This is a genomic window from Oceanobacillus neutriphilus (assembly GCF_014645515.1).
In the GTDB taxonomy this organism is placed as follows: domain Bacteria; phylum Bacillota; class Bacilli; order Bacillales; family Amphibacillaceae; genus Oceanobacillus; species Oceanobacillus neutriphilus.
In genome coordinates, this window is sequence record NZ_BMLW01000014.1 from 133,050 (window position 1) to 153,094 (window position 20,045).

At 38.6% G+C, this 20,045-nt stretch carries 27 protein-coding genes; 15 read left to right on the forward strand and 12 right to left on the reverse strand.

The features are described 5' to 3' along the window. Window positions 1-48: 48 nt before the first annotated feature. From IEX29_RS21155 to IEX29_RS21185, 7 genes are all read left to right on the forward strand, one after another. Complete coding sequence (locus IEX29_RS21155; RefSeq protein WP_188736992.1) at window positions 49-939, forward strand: LysR family transcriptional regulator; 891 nt, start codon at window positions 49-51, stop codon at window positions 937-939. Between the two features lie 315 nt (window positions 940-1,254). Continuing rightward, complete coding sequence (locus IEX29_RS21160) at window positions 1,255-2,037, forward strand: amino acid ABC transporter ATP-binding protein (RefSeq protein WP_188736994.1); 783 nt, start codon at window positions 1,255-1,257, stop codon at window positions 2,035-2,037. A gap of 33 nt (window positions 2,038-2,070) precedes the next feature. Then, on the forward strand, window positions 2,071-2,748 hold the full coding sequence (locus tag IEX29_RS21165; RefSeq protein WP_188736996.1) for an amino acid ABC transporter permease: 678 nt from the start codon (window positions 2,071-2,073) through the stop codon (window positions 2,746-2,748). Between the two features lie 20 nt (window positions 2,749-2,768). Continuing rightward, window positions 2,769-3,569: a transporter substrate-binding domain-containing protein gene (locus tag IEX29_RS21170; RefSeq protein ID WP_188736997.1), complete on the forward strand. Its 801-nt coding sequence runs from the start codon at window positions 2,769-2,771 to the stop codon at window positions 3,567-3,569. A gap of 3 nt (window positions 3,570-3,572) precedes the next feature. After that, window positions 3,573-4,304, forward strand: coding sequence for a glucose 1-dehydrogenase (locus IEX29_RS21175; protein WP_188736999.1), 732 nt, complete (start codon window positions 3,573-3,575; stop codon window positions 4,302-4,304). A gap of 20 nt (window positions 4,305-4,324) precedes the next feature. Next, entirely contained in the window at window positions 4,325-5,173 is an 849-nt protein-coding gene (locus IEX29_RS21180; RefSeq protein WP_188737001.1) for an amidohydrolase family protein, read from the forward strand. A 20-nt stretch (window positions 5,174-5,193) separates the two neighbouring features. Continuing rightward, on the forward strand, window positions 5,194-5,454 hold the full coding sequence (locus IEX29_RS21185; RefSeq protein ID WP_188737003.1) for a glutaredoxin family protein: 261 nt from the start codon (window positions 5,194-5,196) through the stop codon (window positions 5,452-5,454). Window positions 5,455-5,624: 170 nt separating this feature from the next. Here IEX29_RS21185 and IEX29_RS21190 read toward each other — a convergent pair whose 3' ends face one another. The 3 genes from IEX29_RS21190 to IEX29_RS21200 form a co-directional block, all read right to left on the reverse strand. After that, window positions 5,625-6,140, reverse strand: coding sequence for a YwhD family protein (locus tag IEX29_RS21190; RefSeq protein WP_229720322.1), 516 nt, complete (start codon window positions 6,138-6,140; stop codon window positions 5,625-5,627). Between the two features lie 62 nt (window positions 6,141-6,202). Beyond that, window positions 6,203-6,709, reverse strand: coding sequence for a YwgA family protein (locus tag IEX29_RS21195; RefSeq protein ID WP_188737005.1), 507 nt, complete (start codon window positions 6,707-6,709; stop codon window positions 6,203-6,205). 6 nt (window positions 6,710-6,715) lie between these two features. Next, window positions 6,716-8,017 (reverse strand): HD domain-containing protein, encoded by a 1,302-nt coding sequence (locus IEX29_RS21200; RefSeq protein WP_188737007.1) that lies wholly within the window; start codon window positions 8,015-8,017, stop codon window positions 6,716-6,718. Between the two features lie 222 nt (window positions 8,018-8,239). Here IEX29_RS21200 and IEX29_RS21205 point away from each other — a divergent pair, with 222 nt between their 5' ends. After that, entirely contained in the window at window positions 8,240-9,079 is an 840-nt protein-coding gene (locus IEX29_RS21205; RefSeq protein ID WP_188737009.1) for a lipoate--protein ligase family protein, read from the forward strand. 71 nt (window positions 9,080-9,150) lie between these two features. Here IEX29_RS21205 and pta read toward each other — a convergent pair whose 3' ends face one another. Continuing rightward, entirely contained in the window at window positions 9,151-10,125 is a 975-nt protein-coding gene (gene pta, locus IEX29_RS21210) for a phosphate acetyltransferase (RefSeq protein ID WP_188737011.1), read from the reverse strand. Between the two features lie 382 nt (window positions 10,126-10,507). On the opposite strand from pta, the gene hemQ reads away from it, so the two are divergent. The 4 genes from hemQ to IEX29_RS21230 all read left to right on the forward strand — a co-directional run bounded on the left by hemQ (window position 10,508) and on the right by IEX29_RS21230 (window position 12,650). Next, window positions 10,508-11,260 (forward strand): hydrogen peroxide-dependent heme synthase, encoded by a 753-nt coding sequence (gene hemQ, locus IEX29_RS21215; RefSeq protein ID WP_188737012.1) that lies wholly within the window; start codon window positions 10,508-10,510, stop codon window positions 11,258-11,260. Window positions 11,261-11,386: 126 nt separating this feature from the next. Next, the gene (locus tag IEX29_RS21220; RefSeq protein ID WP_188737014.1) at window positions 11,387-11,812 is read left to right on the forward strand and encodes a cell wall hydrolase; all 426 of its coding nucleotides are present in this window, start codon (window positions 11,387-11,389) and stop codon (window positions 11,810-11,812) included. A 53-nt stretch (window positions 11,813-11,865) separates the two neighbouring features. Then, entirely contained in the window at window positions 11,866-12,282 is a 417-nt protein-coding gene (gene gerQ, locus IEX29_RS21225) for a spore coat protein GerQ (protein WP_188737016.1), read from the forward strand. 119 nt (window positions 12,283-12,401) lie between these two features. After that, a complete protein-coding gene (locus tag IEX29_RS21230) occupies window positions 12,402-12,650 on the forward strand; it encodes a hypothetical protein (RefSeq protein WP_188737018.1) in 249 nt (82 codons plus the stop codon). A gap of 222 nt (window positions 12,651-12,872) precedes the next feature. On the opposite strand, the gene IEX29_RS21235 is transcribed toward IEX29_RS21230, so the two are convergent. From IEX29_RS21235 to IEX29_RS21260, 6 genes are all read right to left on the reverse strand, one after another. Beyond that, window positions 12,873-13,244, reverse strand: a complete 372-nt coding sequence (locus IEX29_RS21235) for a DUF423 domain-containing protein (RefSeq protein ID WP_188737020.1) — start codon at window positions 13,242-13,244, stop codon at window positions 12,873-12,875. A 75-nt stretch (window positions 13,245-13,319) separates the two neighbouring features. After that, entirely contained in the window at window positions 13,320-13,637 is a 318-nt protein-coding gene (locus IEX29_RS21240) for a YwdI family protein (RefSeq protein WP_188737022.1), read from the reverse strand. A 124-nt stretch (window positions 13,638-13,761) separates the two neighbouring features. Then, window positions 13,762-13,917, reverse strand: a complete 156-nt coding sequence (locus IEX29_RS21245) for a hypothetical protein (protein WP_186813721.1) — start codon at window positions 13,915-13,917, stop codon at window positions 13,762-13,764. Between the two features lie 261 nt (window positions 13,918-14,178). Beyond that, window positions 14,179-14,772, reverse strand: coding sequence for a lysophospholipid acyltransferase family protein (locus tag IEX29_RS21250; protein ID WP_188737025.1), 594 nt, complete (start codon window positions 14,770-14,772; stop codon window positions 14,179-14,181). 137 nt (window positions 14,773-14,909) lie between these two features. Further along, window positions 14,910-15,242 (reverse strand): CHY zinc finger protein, encoded by a 333-nt coding sequence (locus IEX29_RS21255; RefSeq protein ID WP_188737027.1) that lies wholly within the window; start codon window positions 15,240-15,242, stop codon window positions 14,910-14,912. Between the two features lie 94 nt (window positions 15,243-15,336). Next, entirely contained in the window at window positions 15,337-15,684 is a 348-nt protein-coding gene (locus IEX29_RS21260) for a phasin family protein (protein WP_229720323.1), read from the reverse strand. Window positions 15,685-16,014: 330 nt separating this feature from the next. Between IEX29_RS21260 and IEX29_RS21265 the strand changes: the two genes are divergently transcribed. Then, window positions 16,015-17,358, forward strand: coding sequence for a YjiH family protein (locus IEX29_RS21265; protein WP_188737029.1), 1,344 nt, complete (start codon window positions 16,015-16,017; stop codon window positions 17,356-17,358). A gap of 133 nt (window positions 17,359-17,491) precedes the next feature. Next, window positions 17,492-17,770, forward strand: coding sequence for a hypothetical protein (locus tag IEX29_RS26860; RefSeq protein WP_229720324.1), 279 nt, complete (start codon window positions 17,492-17,494; stop codon window positions 17,768-17,770). Between the two features lie 64 nt (window positions 17,771-17,834). Here the strand turns inward: IEX29_RS26860 and IEX29_RS21270 are convergent, their stop codons facing one another. Together IEX29_RS21270 and IEX29_RS21275 are read right to left on the reverse strand one after the other, a co-directional pair. Continuing rightward, on the reverse strand, window positions 17,835-18,845 hold the full coding sequence (locus IEX29_RS21270; protein WP_188737031.1) for an acyltransferase family protein: 1,011 nt from the start codon (window positions 18,843-18,845) through the stop codon (window positions 17,835-17,837). A gap of 248 nt (window positions 18,846-19,093) precedes the next feature. Continuing rightward, window positions 19,094-19,543, reverse strand: coding sequence for an OsmC family protein (locus IEX29_RS21275; protein ID WP_188737032.1), 450 nt, complete (start codon window positions 19,541-19,543; stop codon window positions 19,094-19,096). Between IEX29_RS21275 and IEX29_RS21280 the strand changes: the two genes are divergently transcribed. Beyond that, window positions 19,542-19,994: a hypothetical protein gene (locus IEX29_RS21280; protein WP_188737034.1), complete on the forward strand. Its 453-nt coding sequence runs from the start codon at window positions 19,542-19,544 to the stop codon at window positions 19,992-19,994. The genes IEX29_RS21275 and IEX29_RS21280 overlap by 2 nt on opposite strands. The last annotated feature ends 51 nt before the right edge of the window (window positions 19,995-20,045 follow it).

Genomic DNA, 20,045 nt, shown 5'->3' on the forward strand with positions numbered 1-20,045 from the left:
TGTATATAATATTGATAAAATTACTATGAATTAGGAGGGTTTTCATTTATGAATATCGAAAACATCGAAGCCTTTGTACTGGTAAATCACTTTGGGAGTATCAATAAAGCTTCCCGTGCACTTTTCCTATCCCAGCCATCTGTCACCGCAAGAATCCAGTCTTTAGAACGGGAATTAGATACGCAGCTCTTTGAACGCGCAGGCAGACAACTCATCATTACAGAAAAAGCAAAAGAATTCCTTCCTTATGCAGAACAGATTATTGAATTCTATAAAACTGGGAAAAAACAGTTGAAAACATATGAACTATCTGAGCAAATAAGCATTGGATGCACACAGCTCGTTTCCAATTATCTGCTTACCAGGATCATTCCAGCATTCTCCAGGAGATATCCGCATGTTCAGGTAAAAGTAATCACAGGCTCAAGCGAGGCAATTCAACATAAAGTATTAAACCAGGAAATTGACCTTGGTCTTGTCAAAAATGGAGCACACCCTCTCCTCACCTCTGAAAGAGTGCTTGAAAGTCCTATTAATCTATTTGTCGAACCGGATCATCCTTTCGCAGATGCCAGTCTAATTGATATAAATGATTTGGCAAAAGAGACTATCATCTTTTTTGAATGCGGCTCCCTGGACTGGTCCATGGTACGCAACCTCTTTCAGAATCTCAGCTTACAGCCAACTATCCAATATGAAGTAGATAATATGGAGCTGGCGAAGGGATTGATTATGAGCGGGAACGGGATTGGTTTTTTACCGGAAATTAGTGTACGAAATGAACTTCAATCTCAAAAATTAGTCCATATTCATTTAGATGTCCTATCCAATCTATCTTTAAAAACAAACATGGTTTCCTATACAAATGAAAAACCTGCTTATTATAATACTTTGCTGGAAATTGCTCAGGAAGAAGGAAAAAAACAGATAATCTTTTAGAACCTGAAGCAAATGTTCAAAAAAGAAGAGTTCCGAATTTTGAGGATTGAGAAGACATGTTTTTAGTAAATGAAAGGAGCTCTTCTCACGTTCCCCCAGACACAGTCGATTATTGAGCAGCAATTATTCCCCCATTCAATACATTTGACGACTTTTGAATATCCTCTTATAGAGAACCTCTATAAGAACTTCCTTATATTCCTATAAGAAGAGTTATTGTTAGACACTAATGTGCGTGATATACTAACCGATAATCTCAAAACCGATTAAATAACTAGGAATAGTTCACTTAATAAAAGAAAGGATGGATAACTCATGATAAAGGTTTCTAACTTAAAGAAAAGCTATAAAAATAATCCAGTTTTAAAAGATATCAGCTTTCATGTGGATGAAGGCGAGGTTGTAGCAATTATCGGTCCCTCCGGATCAGGGAAATCAACCTTACTGCGCTGTCTTAATTTTTTAGAAAAACCCAATGAAGGACATATTGAAATTGGCGGAGTATCCGTCGATACCACCAAAGCTGCTAAGAAAGAGATTCATCAATTACGTTTACAAACATCGATGGTTTTTCAACACTATAACCTTTTTAAAAATCTTACTGCTTTAAAAAATGTCGCCCATCCTTTAAGGGTAACTAAAAAATTAGATAAGAAAAAAGCAGAAGAAATCGGACGCCGTTTATTGGAGCAGGTAGGATTATCCAATAAAGCAGACCACTATCCCATTTCTCTGTCGGGCGGGCAGCAGCAGCGTGTAGGAATTGCCCGTGCGCTGGCGGTTAATCCAAATGCTATTTTATTCGATGAACCTACATCTTCTCTTGATCCTGAATGGGTAGGAGAAGTGCTCCGTGTCATATCAGGTATCGCCGATAAGGATAAGACTATGATTATTGTCACACATGAAATGAATTTCGCACGGGAGGTTGCCGACAGAGTCATTTTCATGGATGATGGCCTCATTGTTGAACAGGGTACACCAGAAGAAGTTTTTGATTATCCTGCAAATGACCGAACGAAAAAATTCTTGCGGGATTATCAAAGACAAATCACAGGGAAGACAGACAATAAAAATGAAAAGTTTGCTATTGTCTAACACTTAAAATAGAAAAGATGGCGGTGTCCAAATATGAACTTTGATTTTAAATATATGTTTGAAATTATTCCTGAGCTTTTAACCTATGTGGCAGTTACGCTGTATATAGCGATTGCTTCCATGATTATCGCTGTCATTATTGCTATTTTTCTTTCTTTAATCCTGGTCAACCGAATCCCGGTTTTGCATCAATTGGCGCTGATTTATATTTCTTTTTTCCGGGGGACCCCGCCGCTGGTACAGCTGTTAATGATTTATTTCGGGCTGCCTCAGCTGCTGCCTTCATTCAATTCCATTACGGCAATGACCGCTGCAATTCTTGCATTTAGTTTAAATGTTTCCGCATACCTTGCAGAAATTTTCCGGGCAGGATTGGAATCGGTGGACAAAGGGCAGGCTGAAGCAGCACTGACAACAGGGATGACCTATCCGCAGGCATTACGGTCTATTATTCTGCCACAGGCTGCACGGAATGCGATTCCAGCCACCGGAAACACCTTTCTTGGCTTGCTGAAGAACACCTCCTTAGCGTTTACAATCGGGGTTACTGAATTACTTGCACAAGGAAAATTATTGGCTACAGCCACGCTTCATTTCTTTGAAGCATATATGGCGGTTGCATTGATTTATTGGGGATTAACTGCCTTATATAGTTGGCTGCAATCCTGGTATGAAAAGAAAATCAGCAAAGCATATGTCAGAGAAGTTTAACTTTTGGAGGCTACGTAAAAATGAAAAAAATAGTCGGATTTATCATAGTTGTTTTCATTATTTTCACAAGTGCCTGTGGACAGAGCAGTGGCGGTGAAGCAGCATCTGAAAAGGATAATATTATAAAAATCGGTGCAACACCAGATGGCTATCCGCAGTATTATGTCGAAGATGATGAAGTCAAGGGCTTTAGCGCAGACGTTTTAGAAGCTTTATTTCATGAAGCTGGTTATGAAGTTGAATGGGTTATCACAGATTGGACCGGTGTACTTGCTTCTTTAGAAACCGGGAAAATTGATACCGTTGCTGGCTTTGCGCAAACACCGGAGCGGGAAGAAAAATATATCTTTACCGATCCATACTACTATTCCCGGGCTGGCTTTGGTGTTGCATTGGATAACGATACGATCGAGTCCTTAGACGATTTGAAGGGAAAAAAGGTCGGAAATGTAACTGGGTCAAATTATGAGAATGTACTGAAGGAGCATGATCCAAATAATGAAATTGAGATTACCAGCTATGAAACAGCAGATGTAATCAGACAGGATGTTGCATCCGGCAAATTAGACGCCTTTGTAACCGGCAGAGAGCTGCTGCTTGCCCAAATTAAAAATAGAGATATTCCATTAAAGGTCGTTGGTGATGGCTTCGGAGAGAAGCTTGTCTCCCTCCCCTTCGCTGACACAGACGAAAATAAAGAATTGATCCTCGATTTAAATGAAGCGCTGGAAAACTTAAAAGAAGACGGTGTGCTTCATGACTTGGCAATAGAATGGTTTGATGAAGATGTAACTGTCAGCCAGGAAGAAACGGAGGAATAAAACATGGGGCGATTAGATGGAAAAGTAGCAATTATAACTGGAGGGGCATCCGGGATGGGCGCCTCTCATGTAAAAAAGTTAGCTTCAGAAGGAGCAAAGGTTGTCTTTACCGATGTTCTTGCCAGGGAGGGGCAGGCCTTACAAGCTGAGCTCGGCAGGAATACGTTATTTTTACAGCAGGATGTAACGGATGCCGATCGTTGGGATGAAATTATAAAAGAAGCAGAAACAGCTTTTGGAGCCGTGAATGTTTTAGTAAACAATGCCGGATTAAACTACAGTGAATACTTGGAAAACTTTCCTGAAGATGCTTACCGGCAAGTAATTGAAGTTAATCAAACAGCTGTTTTCCTAGGAATGAAGGCAGTTATTCCTTCAATGAAGAAAGCAGAAAGCGGGTCAATCATTAACATCTCTTCTATTGGCGGTTTGCGTGGAAGAATTGCCGGTATTGCCTATGGCGCTTCAAAATTTGCTGTAACCGGGATGACTAAAGTGGCAGCACTGGAATTAGGACAGTATCAAATCAGAGTTAATTCCATTCACCCCAGCTTAGTAAATACGGGTATGTTTTCAGAACAGGCTGGCGGCAGCAATGTGGCAACAGATCGTCCTTTAAAGCGTGTACTGACAAAAGAAGAGGTATCTAATCTTGTTCTTCATCTCGCCTCGGATGAATCGAGCTATACAACTGGAGCGGAATGCGTTATCGACGGCGGCTTAACTGCACGATAAAAATAAGAGGGGGCAGATAAATGATTATAGATTTTAAAATGAAAGCACCAATTCCTGGTTGGGAGGCATTATTTGAAAGTGGAAAAACCGGCATCAAAGACGTCTTTCCACAACTGAAAAATGTTACACCGACAACCTCCTCCAGCCTTACAGATGTTCTCCAGGAAATGGATAAGCAAGGAATCAGCCATTCCGTTATTCTTGGAAGGAATAATGATATAGGGAGCTCCAATGAAGCATTACAAGCATTTTTAGCGGGTCCCCAGGGAGAGCGGTTCTTTGGCTTCATCGGCATTGAAGACATGACAGTGACAGAGGCTGTGGAGACCATTCATCGCTTTGGACGGACAGGAGATTTTCATGGAGTAGCAGCTATTCCCTCTAAGATTAAGCCTTTGACCCCAATCGGTGATCCAGGCCTTGACCCTATTTTTGAAGCCTGTCTTGAATACGGCCTGCCATTTTGTATGACCTTAAGCTTATTGATATCACTAATCAGTGAAAAACCGGATTATGATTATATTCATCCGAAACAGCTCATTCGGGTGGCACAGAAGTATCCCGACTTAAAGCTGATTATTTCACATGCTGCCTGGCCATTTGTACAAGAATCAATTGCAATTGCAACCCACTTTAAAAACATTTATCTCTGTCCGGATTTTTATACCGCTTTTCCAGGCGGGCAGCAATATATAGAAGCTGCAAAATTCGGATTAGAGAATCAAATTTTATTTGCGAGCTGTTATCCCAATGTCCCCTATCATTACGCCATGGAGCATTATAGACGCGAAGTATTAGATGATCGTATTGCCAATAAGATTTTTTATGAAAATGCGCAACAATTGTTAAAACAACATAAATCACAATAAAATGGAAAGGATGATGAAATATGGCAAAGGAAACATTAAACATCGTTGTCTGGTCAAAGCAGGGATGCAGTTATTGCGGAGAGGTGAAACAATACTTAGCTGACAAAGGGATCACCTTTAAAGATATTGATTTGACAAACCACGATGATAGACGGGATATCCTGGAAGCAAAATACGGTGTTCGCCATGTACCTGTTGTTGAAATAGGACAAGGCAATCAGTATGAAGCTGTTACCGATGTCGGAGTTCAATATATTGAAGAGGCTTTACGGAATAAATAATATTAAAATTTCAGGACAAAAAAGCAGTCCGTATCGAATTTGTCGATACGGACTGCTTTTTTGTCCTAGTAAACATGAGTTAGCCCATGTACTCATAGTTTACAAAGTATTTAAGAAAAGTACAAGAATTTCTAAATATGTTCATAATTCATTCACATTTTTGTCAAAGATCAGCTTTCCATTCCTAATTGATCTTTCAGCTCTGAAGAAGCGTTTTCCCACATTTCAGGCTTAAATTCTTTCAGGAAGTCTCCTAATAATTTTTTGGAAGGCCCGTCCATATGCTCAACGATAATTTGGCCTTTCAATGATTTCTCCATATGCTTCACATGCTCTGCCATGGATTTATAGGCCCGTTTGATTTCCCGATTAACACGGATTTCACTGCCGGCAACTCCAGAATAATACGGACCATTTTCTCCTTTTTCCACTGTGACCCAGACAATCCAATAAAGCTTTCCGCCTTGCACTTCTTCACGGTCTCTAATCCATTTCACACGGCGCTCTACAGAACTTCTCGCATGCATCGCATCCATATCAACATAAGCTTTACCTTCATTCGGATCTACAATAATCGATGACATATTTTCAAGGCTGACTGTCCCAGCTCCATAACCGCCATGGCCATCTGTAGAATCGTCTTTTATAATTGTAAATGTATTTTTTTTCTTTTTTCCGTCTGTCAATGTCATTCCCTCCTGCTTCATTCTGACCTTTTTCCTATTCTACCACGTTCTAACAGGCTTTTTTAGTGAGAAGACTTATCCTGTAATTCATCAATAAACTGGAAGGCTTCATTCATTTCTTCATCTGTATATTTCAGCTTTGGCTTTACCGTATGTACTTTATCAATTATTTCCTCCCGCGGTAAATAAGAAAAATACAGCACCGTAGAGACAAGCTCTAAAAAGCGGGCACTGCAATCCTGCAGTACATTGATTCTGTCTTCTATTTCAGGAATATTCACTTCAAATTGATTTAAAAAAGTAGCTCCATCCTCCGTTATTGAATAGTGATATTGATGGTAATTACTTTTTTCTTCCTTTTCTTCATTTAAAAAGTTTAAATTACAAAGCTCCTCCACCCGCAATGTCAGTTCCTCTGAATAAGGCCCATAAAAATGGAATTGGTATTTTTCTTCAAAGGGGACCCGGCATTGCTGCAAAATATAAATCATTTTTTGTAATTTCTTTCTTCCAGTTACTTGCTTGGCTTTAGAGAAAAAATAGAGCAGTTTCGCATGATTGTCTAACACAAATGGTCATTCCTTCCCGTACAATATATCTAGAATTCTTTTCTTCAACTCAGTATCTTCTATCGCTTGAATCCTGTCTTTAGGAAAATACAGCTTATGGTCTGTCCTTTTTTTACCTGAAATCGCCTCGACAATATCAGAATGACGGGATAATTCCTTCAAACCGCCATCCGGCATCAAAAGGTGTATAGGCAGGCGTTCTTCTTCTTCACCCGGACGATAAAAATCATACGGTAAATCAGAAGATGAATCCACCACTAAATAATAGTCTGGATTAATACCCGCTTTTTTAAACAGCTGATAAAGCTCCATTCCTGCATTAATCTGAGGGTCTGGATTGTATTCCACATACTTAAATAAATGACGGTTAATAAACCGGTAGCATAAATCAGCTAAAATATCATCTTTTTCTTCCTGCCATTGCTGAAAATAATAATATACAATCATGTCATCCAGCTTTAAGTAGTCTGACAGCTTTACTCTCTCTTCAAAAAATGAAATAAAGTGTGTTGGCTCCAGCTGAAATTGATAGGTATCATCTTCATAAAGCACTCTTGCCCGCTGAAATATTTTTGACAGGATAACCTCCGCACTTCTCGTTACAGGATGGAAATAAACCTGCCAGTACATTTGATAACGGCTCATAATATAATCTTCCACCGCATGCATCCCTGTTGATTTAATCACTACCTGATCATCCATCGGCCGCATAACACGCAAAATACGCTCCATATCAAAATGGCCGTAGCTCACTCCGGTAAAATAAGCATCGCGCTGCAGATAATCCATTCGATCGGCATCAATCTGACTGGATATCAGACTCACAACAAGCTTGTCCGAATACGTTTTGGCAATTACATCGGCTACCTTCTCAGGAAAATCAGCAGACACTTTCTTCAATATGTGATTAACCTTCGTATCTCCCAGGATAATTTTTTGTGTAAACTGCTCATGATCCAGTTTGAATACTTTCTCAAATGAATGCGAGAATGGTCCGTGGCCTAAATCGTGCAATAATGCCGCACAAAGGCATAGCAGCCGCTGTTCTCTATCCCATCTTTCACGGTCTGCAAAATTATTAGTAATCCTTCTTACAATTTCATAGACTCCCAGAGAATGGTTAAAACGGCTATGTTCTGCACCATGAAAGGTCAGGTTGGTGGTTCCCAGCTGTTTTATCCGGCGCAGCCTCTGAAATTCCGGTGTGGCAATCAAATCCCAGACAGCCCGGTCCCGGACATGAATATACCGATGGACCGGATCTTTAAATACCTTCTCTTCTATTAATTGTTCATCTTTATATGCCATATATTTGTCCCCATCCGTACTTTCTGAAAGATTTTTTGCATACTTTTCCAGAAAAGGTCCAGCGTAGTTGTTTTAATAGGGTGTTCAAAAAATCCAATAAACAGGACATTTTGAACAAGTCCTTTATTATCTTTGATGAAGTGCTTTTTACTTCTTTTCCACATATGCTTTTATTATATTATAATATAGTTAATCAGCTGACGAAAGGTTTAGGATAAACTTATGAAAAATTGGAAAGAAATTATTCGGCATAAAACATTTCGATACATAGACCACACCACAGAGGATATGGTTGCAGGCAAACCAAACACAGCTCTGGCATCATTTGCTGTTGATGACGCACTGGCAATTTCAGTCAGTGAGGAAGCTTCTCCTCCTGTGCTTCGTTTATGGGTACACCCGGATACGATTGTTTTAGGTATCCCGGATTCACGCCTCCCTTATATCAAAGATGGAATGGCGTTTCTAAAAGAAAAGCATTATCAGGGGGTTGTTCGTAATTCAGGAGGACTTGCTGTTGCTCTGGATAAAGGTGTGCTCAATATTTCCCTCATTATTCCCGGAATAGATAACTTATCTATATATGATTGTTATGAAGCAATGGTCCGTTTTGTCCAGGCAATGTTTGCAGATATAACTGAAGCTATTGAGGCATATGAAATTGTCGGTTCCTACTGCCCGGGAGATTATGATTTAAGTATTAATGGAAAAAAGTTTGCAGGTATTTCACAGCGCCGGGTGAAAAGCGGCATTTCCGTACAGATTTATTTAGACGTTGAAGGTAACAGCAAAAAACGTGCTTCTTTAATTCGGGAGTTTTATCATATGGCGAAACGCGGTGAAGATACAGCCTTTACTTATCCTGAGGTAAATCCTGATGTTATGGCTTCTCTCTCTGATTTATTGGGGACTTCATTGACTGTTGAAGAGGTCAAGCGGCGTGTCACGGCCACATTAAAAGAACTCTCCGACAAAATAGTTACAATCCCGATACAGGATAAGGAACAGGAAAATTTTGATAAACGTTATCAGCAAATGATAAAACGGAATGAGAATATATAAGCAAGTTTAACGAGGTATACAAAAACAGCCTGATCGAATTCAATCCGATCAGGCTGTTTCTTATTTATAAATTATTCAGCTGTTGCCTGCGCTGCTGTGATAAGTGCAAGGTTGTACACATCTTCTGTACTGCAGCCTCTGGATAGATCATTTACCGGTTTATTAAGCCCTTGAAGAATTGGACCGACTGCTTCAAAACCACCTAAACGCTGGGCGATTTTATAGCCGATATTACCGGCCTCCAGACTTGGGAATACAAACACATTTGCGTCCCCTTTAATCACGGAGTCAGGCGCTTTTTTCTCAGCAACACTCGGAACAAATGCAGCATCAAATTGGAATTCACCGTCAATAACAAGAGAAGGATCTTTTTCTTTTGCAATTATTAACGCATCTGTAACCTTTTCTGTTTCTGGTGATTTCGCAGAACCGGCAGTGGAAAAGCTAAGCATAGCAACACGCGGGTCCACATCAAATAAGGCCCCTGTTTTAGCACTTTCTACAGCAATTTCTGCCAAGTCATTGCTGTCAGGAGCAATATTAATTGCGCAATCAGCAAATACATATTTTTCTTCATCTCTTACCATAATGAATACGCCGGAAGTTTTCTTCACGCCTTCTTTTGTTTTAATAATTTGTAATGCCGGACGCACTGTGTCTGCAGTGGAATGTGCAGCACCACTTACAAGACCGTCTGCTTTATTCAAATAAATAAGCATTGTACCGAAATAGTTTTCGTCTAAAAGAATTTTCTTCGCATCATCTTCCGTTGCTTTTCCTTTTCTTCTTTCAACAAAGGCATCAACCATTTCCTGGAAACCTTCATAGCTTGCAGGGTCAATAATCTCAAGCCCAGATACTTGTACATCAAGATCTGATGCCTTTTTTTCTACCTCCTGCTTATTCCCAATGACAACAGGTGTAAGTACACCATCTTCAGCCAGACGGCCTGCTGCTGTTAATACACGTTCATCTAATCCTTCAGGGAATACGATACGTTTACCTTTTCCTTTTACTTTCTCTGTTAATTGTTCAAATAAACCCATGTTGAAACCTCCTATGGTAATTAACACGTTAAAATGATAGTTACGGACTTTTTACTTGGAAAAACCGATTCATTTTACCTTCAAATTCTCTTTAATGATATACCATTTAACCGCACAAATAAAGCCTTGAACCCTGAAAAATCAATGAAAAGGATTACAACTCCTCTTTATCCCTAACTGCCAATATCTCCCTTATTTTATCCATCAGGAAAGTATAAAATTTTCAGCAAATCTGCCTTCAACACTCCTTAATTTTGACAAAGCCTTGACAATACATAAAATAACATGATTTTGTCCCTTTTTTATATGATTCCCACCCTCTGGTTATGCTATAGTTAATATTGAATCAGTATTTAACTTATAATGAGGGAGTGTATATACAATGGCAGAAGCAGTAGTAACTGTAGACGGCTGGTCCGCATTACATGATACTCGTCATTTTGATTGGACATCTTGGAAATCAATCTCTGAGGACGAACGAAATAAAGCAATAAAAGAGTTTGAAGAACTTATCAAACAATGGGAAACAGTAGAAGAAAATAAAGAAGGCAGTCATAGTATATTCAAAGTTGTCGGAAATAAAGCAGACCTTATGTTTATTTTCTTACGCGAAACAATGGATGAGCTGGAAGAAATTAAAACAGCAATCAATAAATCTGTATTAGGTGATTTCTTAATCCCTGCCTATTCTTATGTATCCATTATTGAAATGACGATGCATGATCCAATGAAGGCTGGTGACGACCGGGAGCTTTCTCCATATGTAAAGGAACGCTTAAGACCAATCATGCCAAAATGGGAGCACGCCTGCTTCTATCCAATGGCCAGACGCCGTGAGCCTGAAGCAAACTGGTTTACAATTGATAAAGAAGAGCGCACAAAATTACTTTACGAGCATGGTATGACAGGACGTAAATATGCCGGTAAAGTCAAAGAAATCATTACTGGATCTATTGGACTTGACGAATGGGAATGGGGCGTAACGTTATTTGCTCATGACCCATTACAATTTAAGAAAATTGTTTATGAAATGCGCTTCGATGAAGTTACAACAAAATATGCAGAGTTCGGTGATTTCATCATGGGTAACTATTTAGCAGCAGATGAACTAGCCGGTTATCTTGCATTATCCTAATGTTTATTAAAAAGAGACTGAAAAGGTCTCTTTTTTTATGCAGAAAATAATCATGAAAAAACACTTTCTTACATACATATCATTAATGAGCTTGCACCGAAGTTTTTTCAGAAATGAGGTTGGTTTATGGCAGTTGTTGCTCATAATGAAGCGGAGGTTGATTTACTCGCCCGCTTAATGCGTGCAGAAGCAGAGGGAGATGGCGATCTCGGCATGCTGATGGTCGGCAATACAGGCATCAATCGTGTACTTGCCGATTGTTTAGACTTTACGGATATTCGGACGATAACCGATATGGTTTTCCAAAGCCCCGGCGGGTTTGAGGCAACGCAGCAAGGCTATTTTTATCAACGGGCCAGAGAATCAGATAAACGTCTTGCAAGAAGAGTTATCCAAGGCGAAATGCAGCACCCTGCTTCCAACTCACTTTGGTTCTTTATGCCTGAAGGAGCATGCCCTGCTCAATGGTATGGCCAATGGAATACTGGCCGATTCCTATCGCACTGCTTTTATGCTCCAGCTGAAAGTGAATGTCCTGCTGTGTATCGGTAGAGAATTTCATTTAATGTACAGCTCAATTTTTTAGAATGAGGGAGAGTGAAATCATGAGTGATCAAACGAATCCAAATCAGCCAGTGAGTAATAATCAGGCTTACTATCCTAATCCATACTATTATTATCCTCAGGCGACCGGGAACTTTTATCCTGCCTATTCATACAGACAATATGCACAGCCACAGCCATCAAGCGGAAATGGAGGTGGTCAGTTAACAAATCAGCAATCCTTTATTGAGAATATTTTACGCTTGAACCGAGGAAAATTGGGTACTTTTTATCTGACATTTGAAGGTCAGCAGCCAACGTCCTTCCGCGGTTATCTCGAAGAAGCTGGAAGGGATCATATTTTGATTCGTGAGGAAGACTCTGAACGGCGTTTCTTATTATTAATGGTGTATTTAGATTATGTGTTATTTGACGAACAAATCAATTATTCTTATCCATATGGCAATCCAAGTAGTTAGGATCAGTTATCCAGCTATAACCCCAGGTAAAGTATTTGAAACTGTAAATAAAGCGTAGACACAAATAACGTCTACGCTTTATTTACTTAAACCGATAACTGTATTGTGAGGAGATTACGATGAAACATCCTCTGGAAAAATTCATACGAATTGAAGCGATTGCTATCATGGGCGGCCTATTTATTGGTATACTAGCCTGGATAACAGGTTGGATGCTCTTTTTATTCTTTGCCTGTTATCTTTTTGTGCTCAGCATGCTTGCTGATGCTTTGATTTTGCTCCATACGCGCAGAAGCTCTGATGCGGTCAAACAGGTTATTCGGGCAGTGCTGCTGTTTTTATTTATCACTTCTCTTTATTTTTATTAACTATTTTCAGATGCTCATTTATTTTAGAGTTTTCAGGAATATATTAACTTCCTTATCTTATACTGATTATTATAGTAATCCCAAAGATTCCTCCACCTGTTTACCAGCAGTATAATTCATATCCATACTTATTTTTATTCAACTTAGGAAAAATAAAGAAAGCTCTATTCTCATCTATTAATAAGATAGAACTTTCTTACACATTATATATCCGTCTTATAACTACAACCATTTCACAGCACCAATACCTAATAACACCCATCCTACTAAAAAGGATAAACCTCCAATTGGCGTAATCATCGCAAGTGTTTTGACACCTGTTAAAGAATAGAGATATAAGCTCCCTGAAAATAAGACAATACCAGCTAAAAATAGCCAGCCGCTTGATGCAAAAAGATTACTCCCCTCAAATTTCCCTAAGAGAATTGCCACTGCAACAATAGCTATTGTATGGAACATTTGGTAATCTACTGCTTTGCCCCAATTGGTTAATGCTTTTTCAGATAATCTTCCTTCCAGCCCGTGAGCGCCAAATGCTCCCAGGGCAACCGCTAAAAATCCAAGGACAGCTCCAATTATTAAAAATAGTTTCATCTTTTCCAACTCCAATCCTTCCCATTTATAGAAGTGCATTTTTCAAAAGAATTAAAATTTCTCTAGTCATAATCCTTAGAAATCAAAAATAGAATCTCCATTTGCGTCTTCATCATTTAGTTTTTTCTGCTTCGGATTGACTACCTTGATACTGGACTGTTTACCTAGCATCGCTTTCATTTCTGCCTCTGAAATATGCTCTTCCGTATCTTCCATGTTAACCTGTATTTGATTTGTTTTATTTTGATCTTGGCTTGCTGAAAGGAACAGCTCACTTAATAAATGGATATTCTCCATATGTTTTTTTACTTGATCCTGCTGATGGGTTTTTCGTTTGGCCTCTTCTAATTCGCGTATCATTTTATTAATTATTATTTCATTACTTACAGCCATTTAACCCCTCCTTTTACATCACTGACTTCCCTAATGAATTATAGCACAGAAATCATTCAGAAAAAGCTCTCATGTCCGCAAAATAAAAAAGAGCTTTAGACGATCATATCCGTCTTTCTGCTCTTTATCGTAATATACGCTTTTCACTTAACTTCTGTCTTGTTATTTCCTCCACCGTATAGCGCTCATACATCCATTTCAAAAATGTAACCTCTGTGTCTTGAAGTTCTCTTCCCAATTGTGTTGAAGTTTGCCGATATAGATGAAAAAAGTTTTTCATACTTGAAAACTCCCCCTATACTGATGCAGTAAAATATAAAAATATTATAGCATTGTCTATTTTTATCTTCAATAGGAGAATATTACAAGTAATTTCATAATAAAGAAAAATTACACCTTTATTATAGGAACTAAGTTTTTGCACAAAATAAATAACCATTAAATTAGTCCTAACAATATAAACATTTATGGTAAATAACGTGTATTAATACCCCTTTTCTTTTCCTTAATGGGAACTATACTTTTAAAATAACATTTTGTTTTATTTTCCTTCTATTTTTGACTGTAATGTATAGAGCTTCTCATTCATTACTTCCATCATCTCATCCATTGCTTCCCTGCGTGAAACATCTTTAGATAAATAGATTGGATCGCCAAAAATAATTTTTGGTTTTTTAAACTTAATGAGTTCTTTAAAATTATTCGGTCCTGTGTAAGCTGCCGGAATAATTGGTACGTTACTGTATGCAGCAATGGTAACTGCCCCTCTTTTTAACGGGACTTGATTCGTTGTCCTCGTGCCGCTTGGAAAAATACCGATAACTTTTCCGTCTTTTAAAAGCTTGCGGGGCACTTTGATCGTGCTTGGACCCGGGTTTTCCCTATCTACAGGAAATGCGTTCAGTTTTTTCATCAGCCATTTCAAAGGACCGGATTGAAATAATTCTTTCTTTGCCATATAGTGAATTTTTGTAGGCAGCATACTGACACCTAACCATAAAATATCTACCCAGCCTGAGTGAGTACATGCGATAATATATCCGCCGGATTCCGGCACCTTTTCCTTTTGAAATACTTTTACACGTCCAAATAAACTTAATATTACCTTTAAGGCATATGCTGCAAAATAATACATGCTTTTTCTCTTCCTTTTCTCTTTTTTAGTACCTGATACTTATATAAGATACTAATAGAAATAATAATAAATTACAAGATGTTTCTATGAAATTGGCTGGTTCATGAGCAGGTTTGAATCATTTCATTTATGTACTGTTACCTTTTGCGGTTTACTTCATAATCAAAATATAAATGATAATGCTTTTGACAGCCTTCATTGAATGGAAATTTACAATTCAGACACTGATTCGTATTTAGATATTGATCAATCGTAAGTTCTGTTTTGCAAACACCGCATAAAATTGCCAGCTTATCAAATTCGTCTTTTTCCCAGGTGGCTATTTTATGATTTTCACATTCCTCATGGCATTGATAGCATGGATAGTACTTATGACAACATTTAAATTTAATCGCAATAATATCCTTTTGACCGTGATAATGCTTACATCTTGTCTGGTTATCAACGACCGGTCCATAGACTGTAATCATTTTTATCCTCCCTTGCTTCATAAATAAAATGCTTTCTGCAAAAAAAGAGAGCAACACACTTTCACCCTATCTGAAAGCGTCCTGCTCTTAAACATTAATTCTGCTCTTCTTCTACTGCTTCCTCTTTAGCTTCTTCTGCCAAGGAAACACCCAGTTTTTCTTCCAGCACATTAATTCTCGCACGCAGCTCTTCGATGTCATCCGTTGTTGCAAGCCCGGCCTCTCTTGCCATCGTTTTCTTCTTCTCTTTGCTTTTTTCATCCCACTCGCCTTTTTTGCTGCTGCCTTTTTCTATAAAATTATCTAAAACAGTTTTTGCCTGCTCCTGTGTCAATTCATTTTTTTCCACTAATTCTTTTACTTTTTGTTCAAACTTCTCTTTTCCGCTTACTGCAGCACCCAGGCCCAGTAAAAATCCTTTACGTAAATATTCACTCATCATTTATACCTCCTAATAGTATGTCTGTATGATGGTTCAATGGAAACTGGATGAATTTCATCCTTTTAACCCGTCATCCTTACAATACGTGAAACAGGATTATTCTATACATTTTTTGGGTACAAAGAATAAAATAAATGTTCCTACACAGTTATTATATAAAATATTAGGCCGCTGCGTAAATGATTTTGGCGCTAATTTTATCTGTTATATTATTGTATTCCCGTTCCATACTATAATTAACCATTATCTAACCATCTGCTATTGAATAAAATTACGTTTACTTGTATAATCATACAGTTGCACTTTTTAGTATTATTTAGGAGGAAAAAAATGAAGTCCTATTCCTTTAGCAATATTATCAAATTTATTATTCCGTCTTTATTAGGGTTATTTCTTTTCTTATATCCCTTACCGACAAAGGACGGCTTTACGATCCCCATTGCCTTTTTAGCAGGCATACTGGAGGGAGCTATCGATAATTATTTATCACTTATTATGATGATTGTTATTTTATTGACTGCCATCTTCACCATCTCGGCAAAATTTGGCGGTAAGTCATCTTTTAAAAGATTCCCTTTTTTGCATCAGTTATTCTATACAACCTGGTTTTGGACAATCACTCGTTTTTTGGCGGCTGTCTTTGCAGTGATGGTTTATTTTCAAATTGGACCGGAATTTGTTTATAACGAAGATACAGGCGGCATGCTCTTAGATAGTTTACTGCATACATTATTTGTCACCTTCCTGTTTGCAGGTCTCTTTTTACCTTTTCTAACCAACTTTGGTCTGCTTGAGTTTTTTGGAGGAATTATGAGGAATATCATGCGTCCTCTATTTCGATTGCCGGGCAGAGCCTCAGTTGACAGCTTAGCTTCCTGGGTTGGAGATGCTACAATTGGGGTACTGCTGACAAATAAGCAATATGAAGAAGGCTATTATACAAAACGGGAAGCTGCCATCATTAGTACAACCTTCTCTGTTGTTTCTATTACGTTCACATTAGTCATTCTACAGCAGGTCGGTCTGGAGCACATGTTTTTACCTTTTTACCTGACTATCCTTATTGCAGGAGGAATTGCTGCTTTCATTATGCCGCGAATTCCACCGCTTTCTGGAATGGCAAACACCTATATCGATGGAAAAGAAAGAACCGATGATGAAAAAATTCCTGAATCTGAGAATGCAGTTACTTTTGGGTTTAAAAATGCTTTAAGACGAGCAGAGAAAGAAACGAGCTTCCGCACTTTCTTTGTAGACGGCGGAAAAAATATTCTGGATATGTGGTTCGGTGTAACTCCTGTAGTAATGGCGTTCGGAACAATCGCAGTAATTATTGCGGAATACACACCTTTATTCCAATGGCTTGGGATGCCGTTTGTTCCTATTTTAGAGCTGATGCAGATCCCATTTGCCCACGAAGCATCTGAAACACTGCTAATTGGTTTTGCAGATATGTTTCTGCCGGCAATTTTAATTACTGGTGTGGAAGCGGAAATTACACGGTTTATTATTGCTGCTTTATCTGTCACACAGCTAATTTTCATGTCAGAAGTCGGCGGGCTTATCCTGGGAACGAAAATCCCGGTATCCTTCCGTCACCTTGCTATTATCTTTTTGATCCGTACAGCAATTACGCTGCCGATTATTACTGTCATCGCTCATATATTATTTTAAATAATTCAACTTTCGTATCTATAAAATAACTTGCTTATTATAGGGATAGGTGTTGATCGTTCCTTCCACCTATCTCTATGACAAAGCATAAACTTTATCTAGAAAGCAGGTAACGTGTAAGGCTACCGCTGCGGTGGACCGTTTTGCTTTCTTAGGGGCATGCTCTTCAGCTAACTTTTGCCAAGAAGAGCACTTGGCAAAATTGGATCTTCAGATGATGCTATTTCCGATATTTACTATTCATGCCGTATCATCATTTAAATTGCCAAATCAACCATTCGAAACATTAAATGATCTTTTACATCAAGTAATAAGCGATTATTTCATACAACCCCATCTGGATATAATTCCTTTCATTCGCTGTAGAATGGTAAGGTATAGATACTTATTCTCAGGTGCGAAAGTTGAATAAATAAAATAAAAAAATGCGGAGATTCTCAGGGAAACTCCGCATTTTTTATTACAGCATAATTTTTTTAAGAAGATGTCTCTTTATGCCGGTTTTTAAATAACGACTGGACCTTAGCTAAACGTCCTTCAATTAATGGCTGTGATACTGTTAAAATAGGTTTGCTGGAGAGCACTATCACAATCAATGCTGCTAAACCCGCAATACCGACAACATCAAACCAGTGATTTACAGTTAATAAATCAAACTCGCGAAGGAACTGAATAATAAAACCGTGTAATAAATAAACATACAATGTTCTTGTTCCAAGTCTGGTTACCCAGCCCAGGTTTCTTTTCGGAACCCATGCCAATACACTGATTGTCATCACTGCCGCAATTGTATAAACAAGTAACCGGAGTATACCGCCAAAGCTGTCTGCGCCTAAACTGCTGTAAGATTGTGATGCCAGCAGCCAGCCTGTGTCTATCGCTGGAAGTGTATAGATTAATCCAAACAGGACTGCCATTATGGCAACAGATGCTATCTTCACCTGCCGTTTTTTCACCACCATCATTTGATCTACTGTCAGCCAATAGCCAATTAAAAAAAATGGGAAAAACACAAATGTTCTTGATAAACTGAATGAATGGCCAATTTCTCCAAAATAACCGACAAGCACTCCTATGAATACAGATAAAGCAATACTCCATCCTGCCGGAATCTTTTTGAACAGCACAAGCAGGATATGCCAGCTGAATAAGCTGAACAGAAACCACAGCGACCACTGAGGATAGAAAACTCCTGTCTGCCAATCTGCTTTTCCGATTAAGAAATAATAAATTGTATATAACGTCTGAAAGATTAAATATGGAATAATTAGCTTCTTCATTAAATTCCATATATATTTTTTGTTCCCTGATCCTTTTGCAAAGAACCCTGCCAATAAAATAAAGGCCGGCATATGAAAAGTATATATCCATATATAAATTGCTTCCGTTGACTTCGAATCCCCAACAAAGGGTTGAATCATATGACCAAAAACCACAAGGAAAATTAAAATCACTTTCGCATTATCAAAAAATGCATTTCGCTCCATAACTCATCCCTCTATTTCGTACACATTTAAAGTTGCATACTCTACTTTACCCACTTGTACTAAAAAAATCTCCTAAAAAACAGAAATTTTATCGTTTTGTAATCAATTTGTTAGTGTCTCGAAAAAATGTAATACAAATTAATCGGCTTGTTAAATATCTATATTTAGGCAAAACTTTTGCCAATCAAAAAAGCCATATGAAGCCAATTCAATCTTTGGATCTCCTTGTTCATATGACTTCGTTCCCTTTATTCTGGTATTCGGATAACTGGCTCCAACCCTAATTCAACATTCCCTTTAATAGCTTTCGAAATCATACATGTTTTTTCCGCTTTCTCAACAAGTTTTTCAGTTAAGCGAATTTCTTTATCTGTTGCCCCCTGCTTCAATGTCACATCAGGCCGGTGGATGATTTTTTCGTATGTGAAAATGCCATCTGTTACATCCACGATTCCTTCTGAGGTCATGCTCATCCCGGCAATTGGAAGCTCTGCCCGCTCAAACATGGCTCCCAGAGAAATAATATAGCATGTTGCAGCTGCTCCAAGCAGCATTTCATCCGGATTTGTACCAATTCCAGGTCCGTCCATTTCTGGAGGAATTGATATTTTGGTTTGTAAATTCCCTGCGCTTATATAGCCCTCACTATTCCGTCCCCCGGGCCATTCTGCTTTCAAATGAAAATGGTGCAATGTCATGGCAATCACTCCTCACTTTGTCCCTCTTTTCCACTATTATGCCGCATATAAAAGCTTTTTACAAAAAATACAATTTTCAAGCTTTCAATTAGAAAAACCAAGAAAAATCACTTGGTCTTTAAAATACTGGTATTCTAGCCAAGGAGATGTCCGCTGCGGGAAGTCGCTTTCCGCGGGCAACGCCTCAGCCTCCTCAGAAGAAGTCCACTTCTTGCGGGGTCTTCACCTGTTGCTTTTCCCGCAGGAGTCGACTTCCCTTCGCTCCCATCTAAGAAGAAATATGTTTTATTTACTTTTTCACAAAGAAATAAAGCTAATTTTAGCAACGGTTTTCGATGGGGCGAGTAATCGCAAAAGCTCTTCGGTGGGACGAGTAACCGCAGTCCCAGTCCCAGAAGAAATACACGGAGACTCCTGTGGGAATGCGCAAAACGAAAGGAAGTTCGGTTAAGTTCGCGACGTCCTGTCGCAACACCGAACTGACATACGTCCTGTATGCCTC